This window comes from Microcoleus sp. C2D2 (assembly GCF_036702495.1).
Lineage (GTDB): Bacteria > Cyanobacteriota > Cyanobacteriia > Cyanobacteriales > Microcoleaceae > Microcoleus.
The window spans coordinates 1-19,245 of sequence record NZ_JAUBTO010000149.1; the positions used below are offsets into that span (position 1 = coordinate 1).

At 48.0% G+C, this 19,245-nt stretch carries 15 protein-coding genes and 2 pseudogenes; 9 read left to right on the forward strand and 8 right to left on the reverse strand.

Annotation, left to right across the window (positions count from 1 at the left end):
• Positions 1-337 precede the first annotated feature (337 nt).
• Positions 338-583 carry a photosystem I iron-sulfur center protein PsaC gene (gene psaC, locus QUB61_RS31630; RefSeq protein WP_015175986.1) on the forward strand — a complete coding sequence of 82 codons (246 nt, stop codon included), beginning with the start codon at positions 338-340 and terminating at the stop codon, positions 581-583.
• A 160-nt stretch (positions 584-743) separates the two neighbouring features.
• The gene (gene glmS / locus QUB61_RS31635; protein WP_333134023.1) at positions 744-2,666 is read left to right on the forward strand and encodes a glutamine--fructose-6-phosphate transaminase (isomerizing); all 1,923 of its coding nucleotides are present in this window, start codon (positions 744-746) and stop codon (positions 2,664-2,666) included.
• 174 nt (positions 2,667-2,840) lie between these two features.
• Here glmS and QUB61_RS31640 read toward each other — a convergent pair whose 3' ends face one another.
• On the reverse strand, positions 2,841-4,424 hold the full coding sequence (locus QUB61_RS31640) for an O-antigen ligase family protein (RefSeq protein WP_333134025.1): 1,584 nt from the start codon (positions 4,422-4,424) through the stop codon (positions 2,841-2,843).
• A gap of 43 nt (positions 4,425-4,467) precedes the next feature.
• Positions 4,468-5,313 (reverse strand): YaaW family protein, encoded by an 846-nt coding sequence (locus tag QUB61_RS31645; protein ID WP_333134021.1) that lies wholly within the window; start codon positions 5,311-5,313, stop codon positions 4,468-4,470.
• 482 nt (positions 5,314-5,795) lie between these two features.
• Between QUB61_RS31645 and QUB61_RS31650 the strand changes: the two genes are divergently transcribed.
• Positions 5,796-6,299 (forward strand): class I SAM-dependent methyltransferase, encoded by a 504-nt coding sequence (locus QUB61_RS31650; protein WP_333134019.1) that lies wholly within the window; start codon positions 5,796-5,798, stop codon positions 6,297-6,299.
• 309 nt (positions 6,300-6,608) lie between these two features.
• Positions 6,609-7,676: an FAD-dependent oxidoreductase gene (locus tag QUB61_RS31655; protein ID WP_333134017.1), complete on the forward strand. Its 1,068-nt coding sequence runs from the start codon at positions 6,609-6,611 to the stop codon at positions 7,674-7,676.
• Here QUB61_RS31655 and QUB61_RS31660 read toward each other — a convergent pair.
• Positions 7,634-8,962: a transposase gene (locus tag QUB61_RS31660; protein ID WP_333134015.1), complete on the reverse strand. Its 1,329-nt coding sequence runs from the start codon at positions 8,960-8,962 to the stop codon at positions 7,634-7,636. The genes QUB61_RS31655 and QUB61_RS31660 overlap by 43 nt on opposite strands.
• A gap of 39 nt (positions 8,963-9,001) precedes the next feature.
• Here QUB61_RS31660 and QUB61_RS31665 point away from each other — a divergent pair, with 39 nt between their 5' ends.
• Positions 9,002-9,148, forward strand: coding sequence for a ribbon-helix-helix protein, CopG family (locus tag QUB61_RS31665; protein WP_333134013.1), 147 nt, complete (start codon positions 9,002-9,004; stop codon positions 9,146-9,148).
• On the opposite strand, the gene QUB61_RS31670 is transcribed toward QUB61_RS31665, so the two are convergent.
• The 5 genes and pseudogenes from QUB61_RS31670 to QUB61_RS31690 all read right to left on the reverse strand — a co-directional run bounded on the left by QUB61_RS31670 (position 9,145) and on the right by QUB61_RS31690 (position 14,675).
• The gene (locus tag QUB61_RS31670) at positions 9,145-9,483 is read right to left on the reverse strand and encodes a hypothetical protein (RefSeq protein ID WP_333134011.1); all 339 of its coding nucleotides are present in this window, start codon (positions 9,481-9,483) and stop codon (positions 9,145-9,147) included. The two genes, QUB61_RS31665 and QUB61_RS31670, sit on opposite strands and share 4 nt — an antisense overlap.
• Positions 9,434-9,838: pseudogene (locus QUB61_RS31675) on the reverse strand (Uma2 family endonuclease); the annotation flags it as partial. The gene QUB61_RS31670 and the pseudogene QUB61_RS31675, both read right to left, overlap by 50 nt.
• Before the next feature lie 161 nt (positions 9,839-9,999).
• Entirely contained in the window at positions 10,000-10,935 is a 936-nt protein-coding gene (locus QUB61_RS31680) for a polysaccharide deacetylase family protein (RefSeq protein ID WP_333134009.1), read from the reverse strand.
• Between the two features lie 724 nt (positions 10,936-11,659).
• Positions 11,660-13,276, reverse strand: coding sequence for a bifunctional pantoate--beta-alanine ligase/(d)CMP kinase (locus QUB61_RS31685; protein ID WP_333134007.1), 1,617 nt, complete (start codon positions 13,274-13,276; stop codon positions 11,660-11,662).
• Positions 13,277-13,598: 322 nt separating this feature from the next.
• Positions 13,599-14,675: a septal ring lytic transglycosylase RlpA family protein gene (locus QUB61_RS31690; protein WP_333134005.1), complete on the reverse strand. Its 1,077-nt coding sequence runs from the start codon at positions 14,673-14,675 to the stop codon at positions 13,599-13,601.
• A gap of 100 nt (positions 14,676-14,775) precedes the next feature.
• Here QUB61_RS31690 and QUB61_RS31695 point away from each other — a divergent pair, with 100 nt between their 5' ends.
• The 4 genes and pseudogenes from QUB61_RS31695 to QUB61_RS31705 all read left to right on the forward strand — a co-directional run bounded on the left by QUB61_RS31695 (position 14,776) and on the right by QUB61_RS31705 (position 19,080).
• Positions 14,776-15,099 (forward strand): hypothetical protein, encoded by a 324-nt coding sequence (locus QUB61_RS31695; protein ID WP_333134003.1) that lies wholly within the window; start codon positions 14,776-14,778, stop codon positions 15,097-15,099.
• Between the two features lie 68 nt (positions 15,100-15,167).
• On the forward strand, positions 15,168-16,196 hold the full coding sequence (gene purM / locus QUB61_RS31700; protein WP_333134001.1) for a phosphoribosylformylglycinamidine cyclo-ligase: 1,029 nt from the start codon (positions 15,168-15,170) through the stop codon (positions 16,194-16,196).
• Positions 16,197-17,110: 914 nt separating this feature from the next.
• Positions 17,111-17,239, forward strand: a pseudogene (locus tag QUB61_RS40185) (hypothetical protein); the annotation flags it as partial.
• A gap of 8 nt (positions 17,240-17,247) precedes the next feature.
• The gene (locus QUB61_RS31705) at positions 17,248-19,080 is read left to right on the forward strand and encodes an iron uptake porin (RefSeq protein ID WP_333133999.1); all 1,833 of its coding nucleotides are present in this window, start codon (positions 17,248-17,250) and stop codon (positions 19,078-19,080) included.
• Positions 19,081-19,245 lie beyond the last annotated feature (165 nt).

Sequence of the window (19,245 nt, forward strand, 5' to 3'; positions counted from 1 at the left end):
ATAAGACCATAAAACTCCTTGTGGGTAGAGGCAGTTGCTATGAAACAGAAACCTAAATCGTGAGGTTTGGGAATCACTGCGCCTTGTTTGCCGGTGAGGATGTCAACGGGCTGATGCTCAAACGGTTGGCGAATGATTTACATCCCAAATGGGTTCTATCAGAGTCCCAGCGTGAATAACTGTGAAGTTTTGTCGCTTTTTCGCGAAGTGCTTCCAGGCACTGCGGTAGACTAACCTTTAATTCTCTGTGCAGGCTATAGCGGTGTCACCTCGCCGTCAAATCTGTTAATTCGCAGAGCCAGCAAATTTTTAGTGACTCGTTGGGAGCCTTTATTCAATGTCTCATTCAGTCAAAATTTACGATACCTGCATCGGCTGCACTCAGTGCGTCCGGGCTTGTCCGACTGACGTTTTGGAGATGGTGCCCTGGGATGGCTGCAAAGCAGCTCAGATTGCCTCATCTCCCCGCACCGAAGACTGTGTAGGCTGCAAGCGTTGCGAAACTGCTTGCCCCACCGATTTTCTGAGCATCCGGGTTTACCTGGGAGCAGAAACCACTCGCAGTATGGGTCTAGCTTACTAAAAATCGATCGACACGCCGCTCAAATTAGGGGCACAAGAGAGGGGGCGATTAAATTGCCCCCTCTTTTTTTGTCGCGGAATCTGCATTCTGGGGCCCGAAGAAGGTAAAAATGATAAAACTTGAGTTTTATTGCGATCGCTAAGCAGGAGTAGTACGTTAAATGTGCGGAATCGTTGGCTATATCGGCACGCAAGCAGCAAGCGAGATTTTGCTAGCAGGATTGGAGAAACTAGAATACCGGGGCTACGATTCAGCGGGCCTTGCTACCATCTCCGAAGGAGAAATTACCTGCATCCGAGCAAAGGGCAAATTGCACAGCCTCCGGGAAAAGCTAGCAGAGATAGACTCTCTGGCTCCCATCGGCATCGGGCACACCCGCTGGGCAACTCACGGCAAACCAGAGGAATATAACGCTCATCCTCACCTGGATAATAGCGGCCGAGTTGCAGTAGTTCAAAATGGAATTGTCGAAAATTATCGCGAGTTGCGGAAAGAATTGAAAGCAAAGGGACATAAATTTGTCTCGGATACAGATACAGAAGTTATTCCTCATTTAATAGCTGAATTTTTGCAAGAAGCAAGAAGCAAGAAGCAAGAAGAAAAAGATAAAAAAACAGAGAAAATTGCTGATTTATCGTTTTTGGAAACTGTTTTAAAGGCGGTAAATAAATTAGAAGGAGCCTTTGCGATCGCCGTTATCTGTGCAGATTTTCCAGAGGAAATAATTGTCGCCAGACAGCAAGCTCCTTTGGTGATTGGCTTTGGTGCTGGCGAATTTTTCTGCGCTTCCGACACGCCGGCCTTAGTATCTCACACCCGCACAGTTTTGTCCTTAGAAAATGGCGAATTGGCAAGGCTAACTTCGATGGGAGTGGAAGTTTACAGCTTTACAGGGGAAAGGCTGAAAAAAAGCCCGCGCATCCTTGGTTGGAGTCCGGTTTTAGTCGAAAAACAAGGCTTCAAACACTTCATGCACAAGGAGATTTATGAACAGCCAGCCGTAGTCCGAGCTTGTTTGGAGGCTTATTTAGACAGCGAGTGGCAGCCGGAAAATCCGCGCTCTCCCATCAATCTCAACTTGCCCAAGGAACTTTGCGCCGATGTCGAACAAATTTCAATTCTCGCCTGCGGAACGAGCTGGCACGCCTCGCTAATTGGCAAATATTTGTTGGAACAATTAGCTAATATTCCCACTGCGGTGCAGTACGCTTCTGAGTACCGCTACGCACCGGCACCGCTGACAGCAAATACTTTAACTATTGGGGTAACTCAGTCGGGAGAAACGGCGGACACGCTGGCTGCTTTGGGGATGGAACAGCAGCGCCGCGCGGGTTTTACCGATAAATTCCGGGCGAGAATGTTAGGCATTACTAACAGGACTGAAAGTTCGATCGCCCACATGATGCCGCACGTGATCAATACCCACGCCGGTATAGAAGTCGGCGTTGCTGCGACTAAAACTTTTGTGACTCAGTTGATGGCATTCTATTTCTTAGCTTTGGATTTGGCGCACCAGCGGCAAACAATCAGCACTGAGAGATTGGCAGAAATTATTACGGGTTTGCGCCAGTTGCCGGCGGAAATTGAGAAGTTTTTGGAGATTCAAGAACAGTATGTGGAAGAATTGTCCCACCAGTTCACGGAAACCCAAGATTTTATCTTTGTGGGGCGGGGTATTAACTTTCCGATTGCTTTGGAAGGGGCGCTGAAACTGAAGGAAATTAGCTACATTCACGCCGAAGGATATCCGGCGGGAGAGATGAAACACGGCCCGATCGCTCTTTTGGATGCGAAAGTGCCTGTAGTGGCGATCGCCATGCCCGGTAGCGTCTACGAAAAGGTGCTTTCCAACGCTCAGGAAGCCAAGGCCCGCGACGCCCGTTTAATTGGCGTGACGCCGAAGCAAGGTGTGGCGGAAGCCGATATTTTTGACTACGTTTTGCCGGTGCCTTTGGTGGATGAATTGTTGTCGCCGATTGTGACAGTGATTCCGCTGCAATTGTTGGCTTATCACATTGCGGCGCGTCGGGGTTTGGATGTGGATCAGCCGCGCAATTTGGCGAAGTCGGTGACGGTAGAATAAAAAAATTCAGTTGGCAGTTGGCAGTTGGCAGTTGACTGTTGACTGTTGACTGTTGACTGTTGACTGTTAGCAGTTGTGATTGGTTATTTGTTATTTGTTATCAATAACCTTCCCGGCTCTGCCTCCAATGCCCGATGCCCGATGCCCGATGCCCGATGCCCGATGCCCGATGCCCTATTCCCTCTGGCTGACTCCGCAAATTGCGGCTAACAGCAACCAGCTTGTAGTATTGAGTCGGAAATCAAACAGCGTCACGTCTACAGTGTTAAATAGCGTACAGGCGACGAAGGCTAATAAATAACTGAAAAAAATTAGGCGATCGGTCGCTCTTACCTCTTGACAAACTACCTGATTGTTGCTATTAGTTATAGATTTTTGATTGAGATATAAAGCATTTTCCGCTACTTCCTGTGTGGCTATTTGCTCGTGTTTGATATCCGCAGGAAAAAGCGGCCAATTCGCCAGCAGTAAAACACCCCTAGCCAAAACCCAGCCAACTAAACTAAACAACAAAAGCGTTGCGGGTATTCCCGTTTCCGCAGTCAACATCAGTATCAAACTGTGAGGATGACCCAGCCATTCTTGCATCTGAGCTTGATAGAGAGGCGTAAAATTTCGCAATCCCCAACCAGTCCAAGGACGCTGCTGAGTCATCGACCAAGCAAATTCCCACTGAGTAGTTCTCAAAGTAGCTGTCGGCCGATTTGGGAACATCTCGTCGGTGAGTCTAGCCCAAAAGAAAGCAGGGACAATTATTCGCAAATACTGCCGTAAAGGTTCGGGGCCAAAAGCAGACAAAAAAACTGTGCTAGCCACACTAAAAGCCGCAGCTAATAATTTTTTATAACCCGAATAAAATGCAAAAGCCAAAACTGCCAAAACTGCCAGCCCCCAAGCATTGCGAGAATTAGTAAAAATTAAAGCAACAGCATTTCCGATCGCTGCAAAACTTAAAAATAGGAATTGGGCATTGGGCATTGGGCATTGGGCATTGGGCATTGGGCATTGGGCATTGGGCATTAATATTCCTTCTTCCCTGGAACCTCTTCCTTCTGACTCCTGACTCCTGACTCCCGAGTTTTGCTCAATAATTAATCCGTGTATCCGTGTCAAAATCCGTGTCGTGCCTTCCTTCTTCCTTGCGAAGCCTTCGATCCACAGTCCCAGTGCTAGAATAAAAGCAATTGTCAGATAGCAAGCTAAAATATTAGCGTACATAAACACAGAAGCCATCCGGCCGGGGGGATTGCCTTTCGGTTCGAGTACCCAGCCAAAAACAGGCTGCAATTGATCGATGCCGCTCCAACCTAAAAATTGCTGTCCCAGACCTAAAATTATCACGGGAATTGAACTAATTACAATCATCCAAGACAAGTGCCGCAATTGAGGCAGAGTTTGAATTAAACTGCTGAAAGTTGCAAACAATAGAAAGAACGGCAAGAAATTGTACAACCCTAAAAAAGCCTCGATGCGGTTGTTGGCAAAAACCGCTGTGATGACTAGCAGCGCGCTCAGAATTGCAAATCCTCGATTCAGCGGGCGGCGACTAATTTGACGGAACTTTTGCTTGCAAGTGCCGGCCAATCCCAGGAATACACCTAAAGCTCCCAAAATCGGAATTAAAGGAAAAATCAGCATCCCCACTTGAGCGAAATTCCAAGGGATTTGCAGGCGGCGATCGGGATGTTTTTGGAGGCAAGACTTGAGATTTTCGCCTGTCAGTTGGGCAGCTAATTTCAACCGATTTTTGATATTCACCCACACTCCCAATCTCACATCTAAAATCTACAATCTACAATCGTTAAGCTAGTTGCCAAACGCATTCCGATCGCGTTAATCGAATTTGAGCTAAGGCAAAAATGGTCGGGATAATCCGGCCGTAGTTCGTGGAAATCGATCGCCAACCCAAATCCGCAAAAAACCAAGTCCACATCACCGGGCCGAGAAACGAGAACACGCTGCGCGTCGCACCGTAACGAGCGGCACTCACAGCCATACCGCGCCGCGCTGTCTGAATTGCGACATAATTTTGAAACTGGGTTGCTGCGGTTGCAGTCCCTGTAACCACGGCTTGTTTTGCCATTTCATAGGTGGCAAAATGCAGCGCAAATTGATTTGCCATCAATTTAAGCAACATTGGTTTTAAGATGGAACTGACAGCTAAAGCGCTGCCGCCTTTGAACAGCAAACCGAGCGGGTCTTTTTCCGCAGAAATTGGCAGGGGTTCTGAGAGTTTGGACTCAACGATGGCTCGCTGTACGCGCACTGTCAGCGCTTGCTGTTCGTCGGCCGGCAAACCCTTCCAGGCGCGGCCCATTAAGTGCAGAAATACTTCGGCCTCTAAGTCGGTGGTTGACAACTGTTTGGGATAAAGGATTTTGAGATAGTGGCAAACTTGAATTAGTGCTTGTCTGTAAGTTACTTGTTCGGTTCGCCCTCTGAGTACCGTCAACCCGTCGGCTGCAAGATAGCGAAACCGCTGCTCTACGGCGTCTAGCCATGCTTGGCGATCGCGGCTTTGTACGTCTAGGGGTGCGGGGGTTTGCACGTAATCTAAAGGGTTAAACTTGCGGCTGAACAGAAGTTCTGTTAGTTGTTGCAATTCTTCTTCTGTTGCCAATTCTAGTGCTGCTCTGAGTTCGTCCAAAATTTTGCCCTCCCGTATACGATTTTAGATTTTAGATTTTAGATTTTAGATTGCTGCTGGTTGACAACCAGTGGGATTTAGGATTTACCTACAGTGGCATTTTTTTATCTGGTCTTAATCATGGATTCGTGCCAGCCCTTATTCTACTACCTGGCGCAGGACGATCGACAGGCTTTGCACAGAATATCCGACTGCTAGAAGCCATAACCTCAGCAGCTACATTGATAAGCGGACGCGCATCTAAATTTTAGAGTCAAGTTTGGAGTGTCCCGCCCGCCCTAAAAATACAATTTAGATGCCCGACAGCAAACCCGGAACCCCTCGGTACGTCTGCAACCCCGCAGCTTGAGGAGTCAAACCGTCGCCCTGAATACCCACTATTTTATTGGCTATAAACAAAGGAAAAATAATTTAGTGTACTTCTGTTCAAAAATGTCAGTTAATCCTATAATTAATTTGGTTTTTTTAGAACAATGTAAATAATGTCTTCTTCTGTCGCACCGTTTTTTGGGCAGGGATATTGGCAAGATATTTTCAATCTCAAGCAGGATCTACAGGATTTTTTAAACTCCAATTTAGAAAAAATTGAACAAAAGCTTGCCCTCGGTCAACAATCCCTAAAAAAAATAGGTCATCGGGATTTTGTTTGGGAAAAAGCTAGCGAGTTTTATCGCGATCGAGTCGGACAAGCTTACCTGTTTGACCTGGGATCTTGGCATATGTCCAATCAGGGTTACATAAAAGGCACTTTAACATTAATATCAGATAGGGCGGCCGATCGAGTTTTAGATTGTGGCGGCGGTATTGGCACTTATGCTATTGCAGCAGCTATTTGTCCTCAAGTAGAACAAGTAGTCTATGGCGATCTTAACCCCATAAATTGCAATTTTGTTCAAAGCCGAGCTGCTAAGTTAGGCTTGATTGACAAAATATCCTGTTCTCTTGAAGTATCTCCGACGGAAGCTTTCGAGGCGATTATTTGTTGAGATGTGATGGAACATTTACTAAATCCCAGTCAGCAATTGAGGGATTTTCACCAAAGGCTGGCTCCGTCAGGGAAGATTATCCTTAACTGGTATTTATTTAAAGGTTTTCATCAAAAATTTCATTTTTACCTAGAATACCAGGAAGAAATCAACACATTTTTTATCAACTTCAGTCTAATGTTAGCGAGGTTTTTCACCCTGATTAAATCACGGCTAGTTGCTATCGCAAATTAATGGCAAGTTAAGAAATCAGCTCAAGGCTTATTTCCTATAAAAAGTCCGGTAAGTAATGTATCTGGAAGTTCAATTATGTTCGATGTTGCGGTGATTGGTGCGGGTATGGCGGGATCCAGTTGCGCTCAACGGTTGCGTCAAGCTGGTTATGCTGTGGCGGTTGTTGAGAAATCTCGCGGCGCGGGGGGACGAGTCGCTACCCGCCGCGTACAGGGTACTAGGGCCGATCACGGGGCTCGCTATTTGGAACCGCAGGGAGATGCGGTGCAGGGGTTAATTGAGGTTTTGGTCGATCGCCACATCCTCAAACTCTGGACAGATAGTGTGGGAGAATTCCGACAAGGAGAAATGTTCTCTATTCCTAGTTCTTGTTATGTCGCACCTGCTGGTATGAATGCTATTGGTAAATACCTGGCTGAGGATTTAGATATTTGGTACGGCCGCCGCGTCAAAGCTATTTCTCGTACCGACAGTCAAATGTGGCATCTTTCTCTGGAAGTTACCGACGACAATTTAGAGATACCTCAAGAATTGATTGCTAAGGCTGTGGTTGTGGCAATTCCTGCTCCTCAAGCTTTAATGTTTTTGGATGCTGATATCGGTTTGCCATCTGATTTTCTTGACAAATTGCGTTCTGTGGAGTACGACCCTTGCATTACGGTTATGGCTGGCTATTCTGCGGCAAAACAGCAAGATTTAAGCAATCTAAATCCGCAGTGGAAATCTGTTTCTTTTCCCGATAATGCAGATTTAGCTTGGATTGGCTGGGACAGCAGCAAGCGGCTCGATCCGCAGCAGCCGGTGTTTGTGGTTCACAGCAGCGCAATTTTTGCAGAACGCTATTTAGAAGCTGTTGATTTGGAAACTGTCGGTCAGGAATTGCTCGATCGCACTTCTGAATATTTAATCCCTTGGCTGAAACAGCCGGAATGGTTGCAGGTTCACCGCTGGCGCTATGCTTTTTGTCGAAACCCTTTGCCTGTTTCTTGTTTGGCGGCGGAGGGGACTTTGCCGCTGGTTTGTGCGGGGGATTTGTGCGGGGAAGGTCAAATAGAGGGTGCTTTGCGATCGGGTTTGGCGGCGGCTAATTGGGTGAATTCTCAGTTGCAAAATTTGCCGTTAGATTCCAGCCTAAATTGGTAATGTGACATCCTCCCCCACCAAATCTTACGATTATGGTGGGGGCTTCCCAATTTCGCAATTGAGAGTTGCTGCCTCATAGGACTTGTACCCAAGTATCCTCCGCAGCCAGCAAACGCTAGTCCAAGCGTCCTTTTTGCCCGATTTAAAATGTTTATTCCAGAGTTCCAGTCTCGGTCGATAATCAATCCACAATGAGGACAATTATGAACTCTATCCTTGAGTGTTTTCTCGACCCGCTCACTACAACCAGAACATTCGATACTGGTTCCTCTAGGGTCATCTCCAATTGCCCACTTACCGCGTTTTACCGCAACTGCTTGCAGGATATTCAGGAAACTTCCCCAGGCTGCATCCAATATCGACTTGGCGAGTCGGGTTCTTGCCAAGCCCTTAATGTTCAGGTTCTCAAACGCTATCAAGTCGTACTGGTCACACAACCAATGTGCAACTTGATAATGAAACTCTTTTCTCTGTCTGGCAACATGCAGGTGGAGACGAGCAACCTTATTGGATTGTCGTTGGTGGTTTTTGCAACCCCTTTCCATCCGTGCCAGTTGCCGTTGATGACGAGCTAATTGCTGTTGAGACGAACGGTAAAACTGCGGAATCTCTACCGCTTGCCCGTCTGAGGTCGCCAAAAACTTCTCTAAACCTACATCTATGCCGACTGCATTCTTGATTTCATCGACTGGTAGCGGGTCAGGAACAGTCCCATCTTCCAGCGACAAACTCGCATACCACCCATCAGCTTTCCTGACTAAGGTAGCCTGCTTAATCGTGAACCCGTCCGGGATTGGACGATGCAGGATAACTTCAATCTCGCCAATTTTTGACAACTTGAGGATGTTCCCAACTAGATGCGCTCCGGCTTTTTGGCAGTTGACTCGTGGAAAGGTAAACGAGCAAATGTCACCCCGTTTCTTAAACCGAGGACGCCCACCACGTTTGCCTTTGTTGTCAGGAATCAACCAACGTTTCCAAGCCTTATCTAACCTCATTAAGTTCTGTTGTTGGCAATCGGCATAGATATTTTTGTACTCAGGAAACAATTCTTTGGTTTGGGGTAACTCCGATGCTTGAGTGTAGTAGTCAACTTTGTCAGGAATATCACCTATCGGTTCAGACACAATACTGCATCGGTCAATCTGACATCGAGTGCGGCGTAGCCAATCCAGCCTTTGAGCCAGTGCGTAATTGTAATGTCTACGCAGTAACTCTCCCCAGACTTCCATCGTGGACGCCTGTTCAGGAGTAGGGCACAGCTTGTACTGGTAGGTGATTAGCATATTGCTACTATACTGCATATAGCAATACAAAGTGAACCTATGAAAGCTATCACCTTTAGACTGCCAGAGCAAGAGTTAGAAACATTGCAAGCATACTGCCAACAGGAAGGAAGAAATCAGACAGATGTACTCAGAGAATACATTCGCAGTCTCAAAAGTAAGATTAAACGTGATGACAAAGATTAATTGGTCGCTTCCGTCCCTCCAGCAACCCGCCTATCCCCCATGCCACCAAACCCTACCGGGCTATGGTGGCAGTACCCCGGCGAAATTCTGATGGCTACCATTAAGGTATCGATTTTTCCTCTAACGCTATGATTGCCATCCCGTCTGGGTTTAGCCCGGAAGATTACCTTGCCCTCGAACCCGATAATACCGTCCGGCATCAATATCGGCGCGGTTTGGTGTACGCGATGGCGGGAGGTAGCGATGACCACAGCCGTCTCTGTATTAATTTTATAACTGCGATTAACCTTCTGGCGATCGAGATAAGGGGGTGTTGTCGCGTTCTTCGGAACCATCGCCACTGGCTAACTCGATCGCAATTATGGGCACCATATACTCGCGCCACAGCACGTAAGAGCGGCGAATTTCTCCGTCTAACAAAGGCGGAACGTTGGGGACGTAGAACCAGTCAGGGGCTTCGGCTCCGCGTTCGGGTGGGTCGGTTTCGCGCCAGTATATGCCACTATCTTGCCCGATCGCATATTGTCCGTCGGGGTGAAGCGTTTGCAGTGTGGTTTCTAGGGAGTCGGTCAGCAGGATACTCTGGGGATGTTGTTGGAAGTTCTTCACGAACGTGCCGTCTGATTCGGGGAGTTGGGTGCGATCCGGGAAGGCGGGGGGCAACCCTGTCGCACTGAGACTTTGGGTCATGGCTGGTACGCGATCGACTCGCGATCGAACTGATGCTCTGTTATAGCCTAGCGATTGTCGATCGATTTGTGTAGCCCAAGATAGCCATTGTTCTGAAAAATCGAGCAATCGACCTACAAAAAAAATGGAAAAATGGTGTAAAGTCCCACTTTTCCAAATTGTTATTTTTGTGCTGTTTCCTGGCGTTTTAACTCTTGTTCTTGCATCCGCAATAACTCGGGAACTGTTACGAAAATGTACCCTTCCTTTTTCAATCGAGCAATAATATCAGGTAAAGCTTTTACTGTTCTCGCTCGATTGCCGCCGCCGTCGTGCATCAGCACAATGCCCCCGGATTTTGCCTGCCTCATCACGTTGTCCATCAAAGATTCCGTAAGAGTCCGCCAATCAAAAGAATCAGCAGACCACATCACAACTGAATAATTTTTCTTTTGAGCGTAAGCTGCCAATCCATTGTTTAAAATGCCTCCTGGCGGGCGGAACATCGATGTTTGGATGCCGGTCAACTCCTCAATTAAGGATGAAGTGCGATCGATCTCGCGAGCGGCACCGTCTTCGTTATACTTAAGGTATTTGTGGTTCCAAGTGTGGTTGCCGATCGCGTGACCGGCGGCTGCGACCTGTTTGCCAATTTCGGGATAAGTTTGCAGGTATCTTCCTACCCAGAAGAATGTACCCTTAATATTGTTTTCCTTGAGAATATCTAGGATTTGTGTAGTTGTTTTCGGCCAGGGGCCGTCGTCAAATGTCAGGGCGATCGCCTTGTGCTGGGAGTCGAGTTTCGCCTCACGAAGGGTTGTACCTTGAAACTGATCCGGTACGGTTGATTGAAAGCGCATTCCCTGCAATTGGGCTAGAGCCTGTTGGGAAAATTCAACTCGATGGGCGATCGCCTGTTTGAACTGATTAATATTGGAGATCGGCTTTTGTTCTTGCGACTGGGATACGGTCAAGACTTGCGCCTGAGTCGGTTTCAATGGCTGATTTGCCCGCAAGTTAATCGGCAACGTCACACCCAGCAAAAAACTTGCTGTGGCGACCATAAAAGCAATGATTAAAGTTTTTCGCCGCCTCAACAGGACTTTCTTTTTTGTCACGTCATTCTCTCCTTCACACCTTGCACAGTTAATTTTAGATTTTATGTTGATATCAAGTTAATCAACTTTAGAACAATACTTCGGAAAGTTTTTGATTGCCAACAGTAGAATAAGGGTTCCAGGGCAATATGCTGGCACAGGACAGCGCTGACTACAATCTCAAAACCTAATTTCAATTGTGCGGACTTGTCGCAAAAGCTAAACCCGGTTTGGTTTCTTCGTAGATTTATCGTGACTCGCCGCAAAACTCGTAGAAACCGGGTTTCTAGCTACCTATGCGCGGGCCGTGAAACTGTCCGAAGTATTGTTAAAAGATCGTCTTAAATTTGATGGCACCTAAAGATGCTACTGCAAATGACCGATCGCGGGGAAGTCCGCCCGGATAAAAAAATTTAAGATTTGTGTGCAAGAAATCCCCTAACCCATGAAAACGGGGGATGGTTGAAATTTTTGCCCAGCCGCCGGGGAACGGCGCTCAAATCCGGTTAACGGCACGTTATATTCTTAGGGCCTGGGCCCGCATCGACCCGCGTCCCTACCGGACACTGCAAGTTGGTTTAACCTGAGATGTTGCACCCTTGTCAGCAACAGGCTTTCCGGCCTGTTCCACAAAAGATAAATTTTCTTGGGGAACAGGCATCTTGCCTGTTCTTGAGAAGGGTGCAAGATGTGAGTTTAACCGGATTTGATATCAGGGGCGATCGATCGCCCGCCAGTCCTAAAATTAACTTTTAGAACCGATTCTCTGTTTGTACAAGCCGACAATCCGATCGATAACTTCCGCAACAGTCAGATTGTCTGTTTGAATTTCCACAGCATCGGGCGCTTTGCGCAAAGGTGCAACCTCGCGGGTGCTGTCCTTTTCGTCCCGTAGGGCGATGTCTTGTTCCAACTGTGCCAAGCTAATATTAGCCCGATCGGTGTCTTTAAGTTCTAATAGCCGCCGGCGCGATCGCTCTTGTACAGAAGCCGTCAAAAAAATCTTCAGTTCCGCATCGGGAAACACGTTAGTGCCGATATCGCGGCCTTCTGCTACAATTCCGCCTTTTGTGCCGCAGCGCCGCTGTTCCTCCACCAGAAACTGCCGCACGGCCGGAATCGCCGCCATTTCCGAGACGCGGGATGTCACTTCCAAACTGCGAATTGCCTCGGTTACCTCTTCCCCGTTAATCTTCAACATCTTTGATGCGGGATCGAGGTTGTATTCCAAATAGCTGGAACTGACTAATTCGGCGATCGCCCATTCGTCGGAAATCGGCGTGCCTGTTTTCAATGCCAGCCAAGTCAGGGCCCGATACATCGCGCCGGTATCCAGATAAAACAAGTTCAGAGCTGTTGCTGCAAGGCGAGTTACAGTAGATTTGCCAGCTCCCGCCGGGCCGTCGATCGCCACAATTGGCCGGCGGTTCCTGAGAATTATATTGTCAATCAAGCGAGTAGAGCCGACTCTGGCTGCCACGGCTAAAAGTCCCGCTGTTTCCACAACCTGCAAGGGCGTTAAAGTGTCGGGATCGACGAGTTCCGCGTATTCGAGCTCGACTGCGGGTTCGACTGCGACTGCAGCGCGCGCGGCAGCGAGTGCGGCCGCTGCGGTGCGGTCCCCTGAAGCAAAAGTTTCCGAGGCTTGTTGCAGCGCGCGGTAGAGTACGGAGGCTTGCTGTTTTTGCTCTACTGTTAAATACTGATTGCGAGAACTCATTGCCAGTCCCGACTCTTCGCGGACGATCGGACCTGCGACAATCTCTACAGGCAAGTTAAAATCAAAGGCCAGCTTCCGAATCATTGCTAGCTGCTGGGCATCTTTCTGACCGAAATAAGCTTTTGTCGGCTGCACCAAACTCAAAAGTTTAGTCACAATTACCGCGACGCCCTGAAAATGACCAGGTCTCGACTTGCCGCATAAAACCGATGTCATCGCCGGCGGCGGCACTACTTGAGTTAAGGATGAAAGGTCAATCTCTATCTGTTTTTGGGCGGTTTTCTCTGTTTCTGTACGCGCGGCGAAGCTATCCCGTAGGGAATCGACCGCTTGGTTGCCGAACATTTCGGTTGCTGAGGGAGCAAAAATGACATCAACCCCAGCTTGTTCGCACAACAGCCGGTCTTGCTCTTGATTCCGAGGATAATCTTGAAAATCTTCTGTTGGCCCAAATTGCAGCGGGTTGACAAAAATGCTGACGGCGACGATCGCATTTTCTTGCCTTGCCCGCTGGATCAAGCTCAGATGTCCTGCGTGCAAAGCTCCCATCGTCGGCACCAAACCGACTGTCAAATGAGGTGCAGCAGACTTTTGTGAATTTAAGTAGCAGCGAAGTGCTGCAATGGTAGTAAACAGGCGCACCGCTAGAATCTCCTGAAGGCATTCGGCAGAATACAGAACTTATTTGTCAGAATTTGTTCGATCTGACCTCTTGCACCACACTCAAGAACAGGCAAGATGCCTGTTCCACAAAGAATGGTGCAAGATGTCAGTTTTATCTGAAATGTTGCACCCTACTCAATAAGCCTTTTCTGGGCTAGGAGCAACGGCCCACAAGAAATTCACTCTTTGTGGAACAGGCATCTTGCCTGTTGCTAACAATGGTGCAAGATGTCAGTTTTATTCTACTTTCTGCCTTCTACACTTCGGATAACTTTAAAAGTATTCTGCCTGAGAGTACCGTTCACCGTCCAACAGTTGTTTGCTGCTGCGGTTCGATCACTTCGATTTCGACTCTCGCAACGCCGCTGCTCATCATTCCCAGCACGCTGGCGGCGCGGGCGGACAAGTCAATGAGCCGATCGCCCACATAGGGGCCGCGGTCATTAATGCGGACAATGACGGTGCGGCCGTTGTCGAGATTTCTCACCATGACTCTAGTTCCGAAGGGCAAGTGGCGGTGGGCTGCCGTCAAATCATTTTGGTTAAAACGCTCGCCGCTGGCGCTGAGGTTGCCGTTAAAGCCTGGGCCGTACCAGGAAGCCCAGCCGCTGAGCCGCACTTGAACCGGGCCCAGAGACAGCACGGGGGGTTCTGGTTGGGGTTTGCCTGCGACTTCTTCCAGGGGTGGGGCGTTGCCTAGGAGTCGGCGGAGGCGATTGGTTGCTTGCAGGGCGTCTCGGCTAAAGTCCCTGGTGGTGTCGGGGAGGATGGTTTCGGCGTTGATGTTTACCAAGTCCTCGCCGTTTGCCTGGATAATGTAGCGATCGCCTTTTTCCCACTTAACGGTAATGCTGTTCGGATCGATGTTGTTGCGGGCTAGCTGGTTGAGTCTTGCTGCTAAGCTCGATGCCCGCCACACCGCATCGGGTTCTTGGTTGTTGGATTTGCTGGCAATGTTTCCAACTTTGGGATTTTCTTTGGCGCCCTCTACTTGCATCGAACTGCTAGCACCGACTTTGCTGTCGCCAGTTTCTGAGATTTTGGTGTTTGTTTCCGGACTAGCGTTCAGAAATGTGATGACTGGAATGTTTCGCACGTAGACTGTCGCTGCTTGTCGCCCGCCTAACTCGTGGGGCTGAATTTTGGCGATCGAGTCTCGGTCAATGTCAGCTCTTGCTTGGTACTGATACTGTCCGACTTTTTGTGCTTCAACCCGAGTCGCGTTTAACTGCGGGGACGGTTGGGTGGAAATTACTTGCTTGGAAGCCTGAGAGTTTTGCTTGCCAGCACTTGTTGCTTGTGCGTGACAAGAGGATGCCGTTCCTACCACAGGAACTAACAGGACAGCGAGTAGACCACCAACAAATTTTTCCTTCATACGTCCATTTTTGTGAAGAGCCATTGCCAACCGAGATTGGAGGATTGGCCGTTTGGCGGCGGGCCTCAAGGATTTCTCTCTTGCCCTTCGCCATTCCCCCGTGAGTCAAAGCAAAGTATCGGGGTGCGTTTTTGCTTTAATGCTTCAGCCCCAAAAAAATTTGGCTGAAACTTCCCTGACACTTGACAACTCATACTCGATCCGCAATTTGTGTGTTGTTCACGAACTGCAACAGACTACCACAAACTTTTGCGGTTGGGGATCGCTGCGATCGCAATTTTCACCAAATCCTCATCAACTCTTCTCAGAACTCTCTATCATAAAATGCTTTAGTTGCAGTGCTTACAGCCGTTTGAGCGATTCCCGAAAACTTTACAAAACTTTACAAAAATTTATTCTATTTTTTGGGCGGCCGAATGGCTAGTCTTAAAAAAGCTGTTTGTCAACTGTTATGGGAATAAACTAAAAATTAGAAATCGATTTGGCGGACTTATGGATTATCGAGAAGCAGGTGTGGATGTTGAGGCGGGCAGAGCTTTTGTCTCGCGCATCGGGAGTATGGTCAAGAGCACCCACCGATCGGGAGTTTTGGGCGGATTCGGCGGGTTTAGCGGGTTTTTCAGCGTCCCGGAGGGTTTAAAAGAGCCGGTGATGGTTTCGGGTACTGACGGCGTTGGGACTAAGTTGAAATTGGCCCACAATCTCGATCGGCACGACACGGTAGGTATCGACTTGGTGGCGATGTGCGTCAACGACGTGCTGACCTCCGGGGCCGAACCCCTCTTTTTTCTCGATTATTTAGCGACGGGAAAGTTAAATCCCGAACAATTAGCTGCCGTGGTAGCCGGGATTGCTGACGGTTGCAAGCAAGCCGGCTGTGCTTTGCTAGGAGGGGAAACGGCGGAAATGCCCGGTTTTTACCAAGCGGGTGAGTACGATTTGGCGGGGTTTTGCGTGGGTATTGTCGAAAAGAGCCTATTGTTGGACGGTTCGCGGGTGCAGGTGGGAGATGTGGCTGTGGGACTGGCAAGTTCGGGCGTGCACAGCAACGGTTTTAGTTTGGTGAGAAAAATTGCGGGCGATCGAGGTTTTGATTGGCATTCCCAACCAGAACAGTTAGGCGGCAAAAGTTTAGGAGAAGTCCTGCTAACTCCGACTAAAATTTATGTGAAACCCGTCCTCGAAGCCATTAAGAGCGGTTTAGAAATTCACGGCATGGCTCACATTACAGGCGGCGGTTTGCCGGAAAATTTGCCCCGCTGTTTGGCAGCCAATCAATCTGTGAAAATTGACAGCAATAGCTGGTCAAATTTGCCAATTTTCCAGTGGATTTCTGAAGCGGGCCAAGTTGCCACAGCAGATATGTTCAATACTTTTAATATGGGGATTGGGTTTGTGCTGTTGGTCGCTCCCAGGGAAGTAGAACAGGCTGTTAAATGGTTTGAATCTCAGGGAATTGGTGCTTGGGCGATCGGCAAAGTAATTGACGGTAACGGAGAATTGATAATGAGCTTCGATTAATTTTTGTTGAATTAATCAAAAAAAATTCCTTTTTTTTTAGGGTTAAAAGCTTGACTCTCAGCATTCAATAAAGTACAATTAAATAATGGGAGTGGTGGCAAAATTTAAATTCAAGCTACCACTCCCATTATCTAAAATATACCACAAAAATTCAAAAAAAGTCAATAGGTAAGAGTTTCTTTTTTTAGGGCTGATTTTTTAACAAGATTTTGAGAAACTCGGTTTATTGAACAATATCTTCTCCAACTTTATACCAATTCACAAAAGTAGTGACACAGATATAGCGATCCTAAATCATTTGTGAATTTCTTACTCCCTCCCCGAAGCCGCGGGGAGGGTTGGGGTGGGGTAAAAAATTTATGACTCCTGCAAGGATTGCTATATTTTAAATTGATATTAGTTTGCATTCGTGACTTTTAATATGGGCATTGGGTTTGTGCGGTTGGTCGATCGCCCAAGAAGTAGAAGGATCTGTTAAATAATTTGAATCTCAGGAAATTGCGGCGATCGCGGGCGAAGTGATTGACGGTAACCGGGAATCGATCGTGGGTAACGACTAATCGGTAATTGGTAATATCCTTTGTAAGCTTTTCTGCATTTAAATTGTATGTCAAAAAAAATCAAAGTCTTGTGGGGTGGGCGTCCCGCCCGCCCTGAATATACAATTTAAATGCGCGACAGCTTAGTTGCGTTGCCATAAATTGTCATCGTTCTGTGCGATCGGCTCTCTTCAGAGACTTGACACGGCTCAATGTTCTGCACTAACATAAAACATCCATCAGAGTCCATCCGCCGTTAAAAATTATTTTCCACGAACTCTTCTAGGGTTCCGAGGGTGCCTAGGAGCGATACCAAAGCAAAACAGAGATGTCCGCCTATCCTGAAAGAGTGCGGATTGTGGATTTTATGAATTTCAACGCCAACTTGATTATAAAACTCAAAAGTTGGGTTGTGAAATAAGTGTTGCCGAGGGAGGGTTTTCGTCAAGTAAAACCTGTTCAAACTGCCGTGACCAGAAACAAGGTTTTTCATTTATATGGTAGGAGCAACAATGTCAATAGTTTTTGGGAAAAGTTTCTGGTTTTGCCTCGCTTTCTTTAGTAATTTATTGGTGGTAAAAAACACGGTCTTTGCAGCAGAAACAACTGCCGTGCAGGTGCCAATTCCTGAGGCGCAAGAGCCGATCGCACTTTCGGAAACCCAGCATCAGCTTGCCGCAGAAACAGACGCGCCGACTCAAGCAGTATCAGTGGTCACGCCCCCGGAAACAGGCCACTCTGGCGCTACAGCAGACACCTCAGAAAGCCCATTAACAGCAACATCAAATCCCCCCGCGCCGCCAGTCATTGCCAGCGAGTTAAAGCAATCTGAAACCCCAGGAACCCGGGCAGAAAAAAATCCCCTGACTCCAGCAGAAACCGCAGCTCGATCGCCAGATGCCGCCTCTATGAATCAGGTGACATCAGTATCTCAGCTATCCGACGTGCGACCCACAGATTGGGCTTTCCAAGCCCTGCAATCCCTCGTGGAACGCTACGGCTGCATCGCGGGATATCCAGACGGAACCTATCGCGGCAACCGAGCATTAACTCGATACGAATTCGCCGCAGGTTTGAACGCTTGCTTAGACCAAGTTACCAAGCTAATTGGCTCCTTGCCAGCTAACTTTGTTACCCAAGAAGACTTAGCCGTACTGCAACGCTTGCAAGAAGAATTTGCCGCCGAATTAGCGAGCTTGCGCGGTCGAGTGGATGCCTTAGAAGCGCGGACGAGCGAACTCGAAGCAAATCAGTTTTCGACAACTACTACACTCGATGGAGAAACCATTTTTGCCGTTAGCGATACCTTCGGAAAAGGTGCTGTGGGTGATGACAAAACTACTGCAAACCTTGGGTATCGGGTACGCTTAAATTTCGATACTAGCTTTACTGGAACTGACCGTTTGAGAACGCGCTTGCAAGCGAGAAATAATGCTCGGTACGATCGCCCTACCGGCACTCCCATGACTCGCACCAACTTTGACGGGGATGGCGGATCTGAAATCACCCTCGATAAACTCAGCTATCAGTTCCTCATCGGCAGTCGCACTAATGTTGAAATAGGGGCAAAAGGACTTACTTCTGATGATGTAGCTCCTTTAATCAACCCTTATTTTGATAGTGCAGCTCAAGGCGCAGTTTCTCGGTTTGGAGCGTTCAACCCCGCTATTTACAACACTCCCGGAGAAACGGGAATTGCCATCAATCATCAATTGAGCGACCGACTGAATCTAACTTTGACCTATCTGACAAATACCGCCGCTGACTTTACAGAGGGTAACGGACTTTTTAACGGCAGCTACGGGGCGATCGCTCAATTAACATATTCGCCAAGTTCCGAGCTCGATTTAGCGTTAAGTTACGTGCGAAGCTACTCCCGCAAAAATGATGTTGACCTTTCTCTCGGCACGGGTAGCAATAACGCCAATCAACCATTCAATCAAAGTGCCACAAGAGGCAACCATTTCGGCCTTCAAGCAAGCTGGCGCCCCTCGTCTCGATTTGCGCTTTCAGGGTGGGCGGGATACGTAGACGCTCAGCAGTTGTCCGGCGGCGATGCCAAGGCCCAAATTTGGAACGGTGGAGTGACTTTTGCATTCCCAGATTTGTTCTCCGAAGGCAATGTCGGCGGGCTGATTGTTGGCGTCCCCCCAAAGACGACTCGCAACGATATTAAAGAAAACAAAGACAATGCTACTTCTCTTCACGTAGAAGCTCTGTACCGCATCCAGGTAAGTGACTTTATCAGCGTTACTCCTGGGGTTTATGTTATTACCAATACAGATCATAACAAGGATAACGGTACAACATGGGTGGGAGTTTTGCGAACCAGCTTTACTTTCTAAACTGTTAGAGAAGAAGGCAGGCACGACACGGATTGACACGGATACACGGATTAAGTATTGAGCGTGATTTACGTTAAGTAGCGTGCGTCAGTTAGGATCGCGAATTAAATAACTTACAATTTTAATTGTTATTGTGGGATGGGCGTCCCGCCCGTCCAAAAAGGA

Coding starts and splice junctions, on each gene's coding strand:
- QUB61_RS31705 (WP_333133999.1), top strand. CDS start 17,248: ATGTCAATAGTTTTTGGGAAAAGTTTCTGGTTTTGCCTCGCTTTCTTT.
- QUB61_RS31650 (WP_333134019.1), top strand. CDS start 5,796: ATGTCTTCTTCTGTCGCACCGTTTTTTGGGCAGGGATATTGGCAAGAT.
- QUB61_RS31655 (WP_333134017.1), top strand. CDS start 6,609: ATGTTCGATGTTGCGGTGATTGGTGCGGGTATGGCGGGATCCAGTTGC.
- QUB61_RS31690 (WP_333134005.1), bottom strand. CDS start 14,675: ATGAAGGAAAAATTTGTTGGTGGTCTACTCGCTGTCCTGTTAGTTCCT.
- glmS (WP_333134023.1), top strand. CDS start 744: ATGTGCGGAATCGTTGGCTATATCGGCACGCAAGCAGCAAGCGAGATT.
- QUB61_RS31670 (WP_333134011.1), bottom strand. CDS start 9,483: ATGGTTCCGAAGAACGCGACAACACCCCCTTATCTCGATCGCCAGAAG.
- purM (WP_333134001.1), top strand. CDS start 15,168: ATGGATTATCGAGAAGCAGGTGTGGATGTTGAGGCGGGCAGAGCTTTT.
- psaC (WP_015175986.1), top strand. CDS start 338: ATGTCTCATTCAGTCAAAATTTACGATACCTGCATCGGCTGCACTCAG.
- QUB61_RS31665 (WP_333134013.1), top strand. CDS start 9,002: ATGAAAGCTATCACCTTTAGACTGCCAGAGCAAGAGTTAGAAACATTG.
- QUB61_RS31660 (WP_333134015.1), bottom strand. CDS start 8,962: ATGCTAATCACCTACCAGTACAAGCTGTGCCCTACTCCTGAACAGGCG.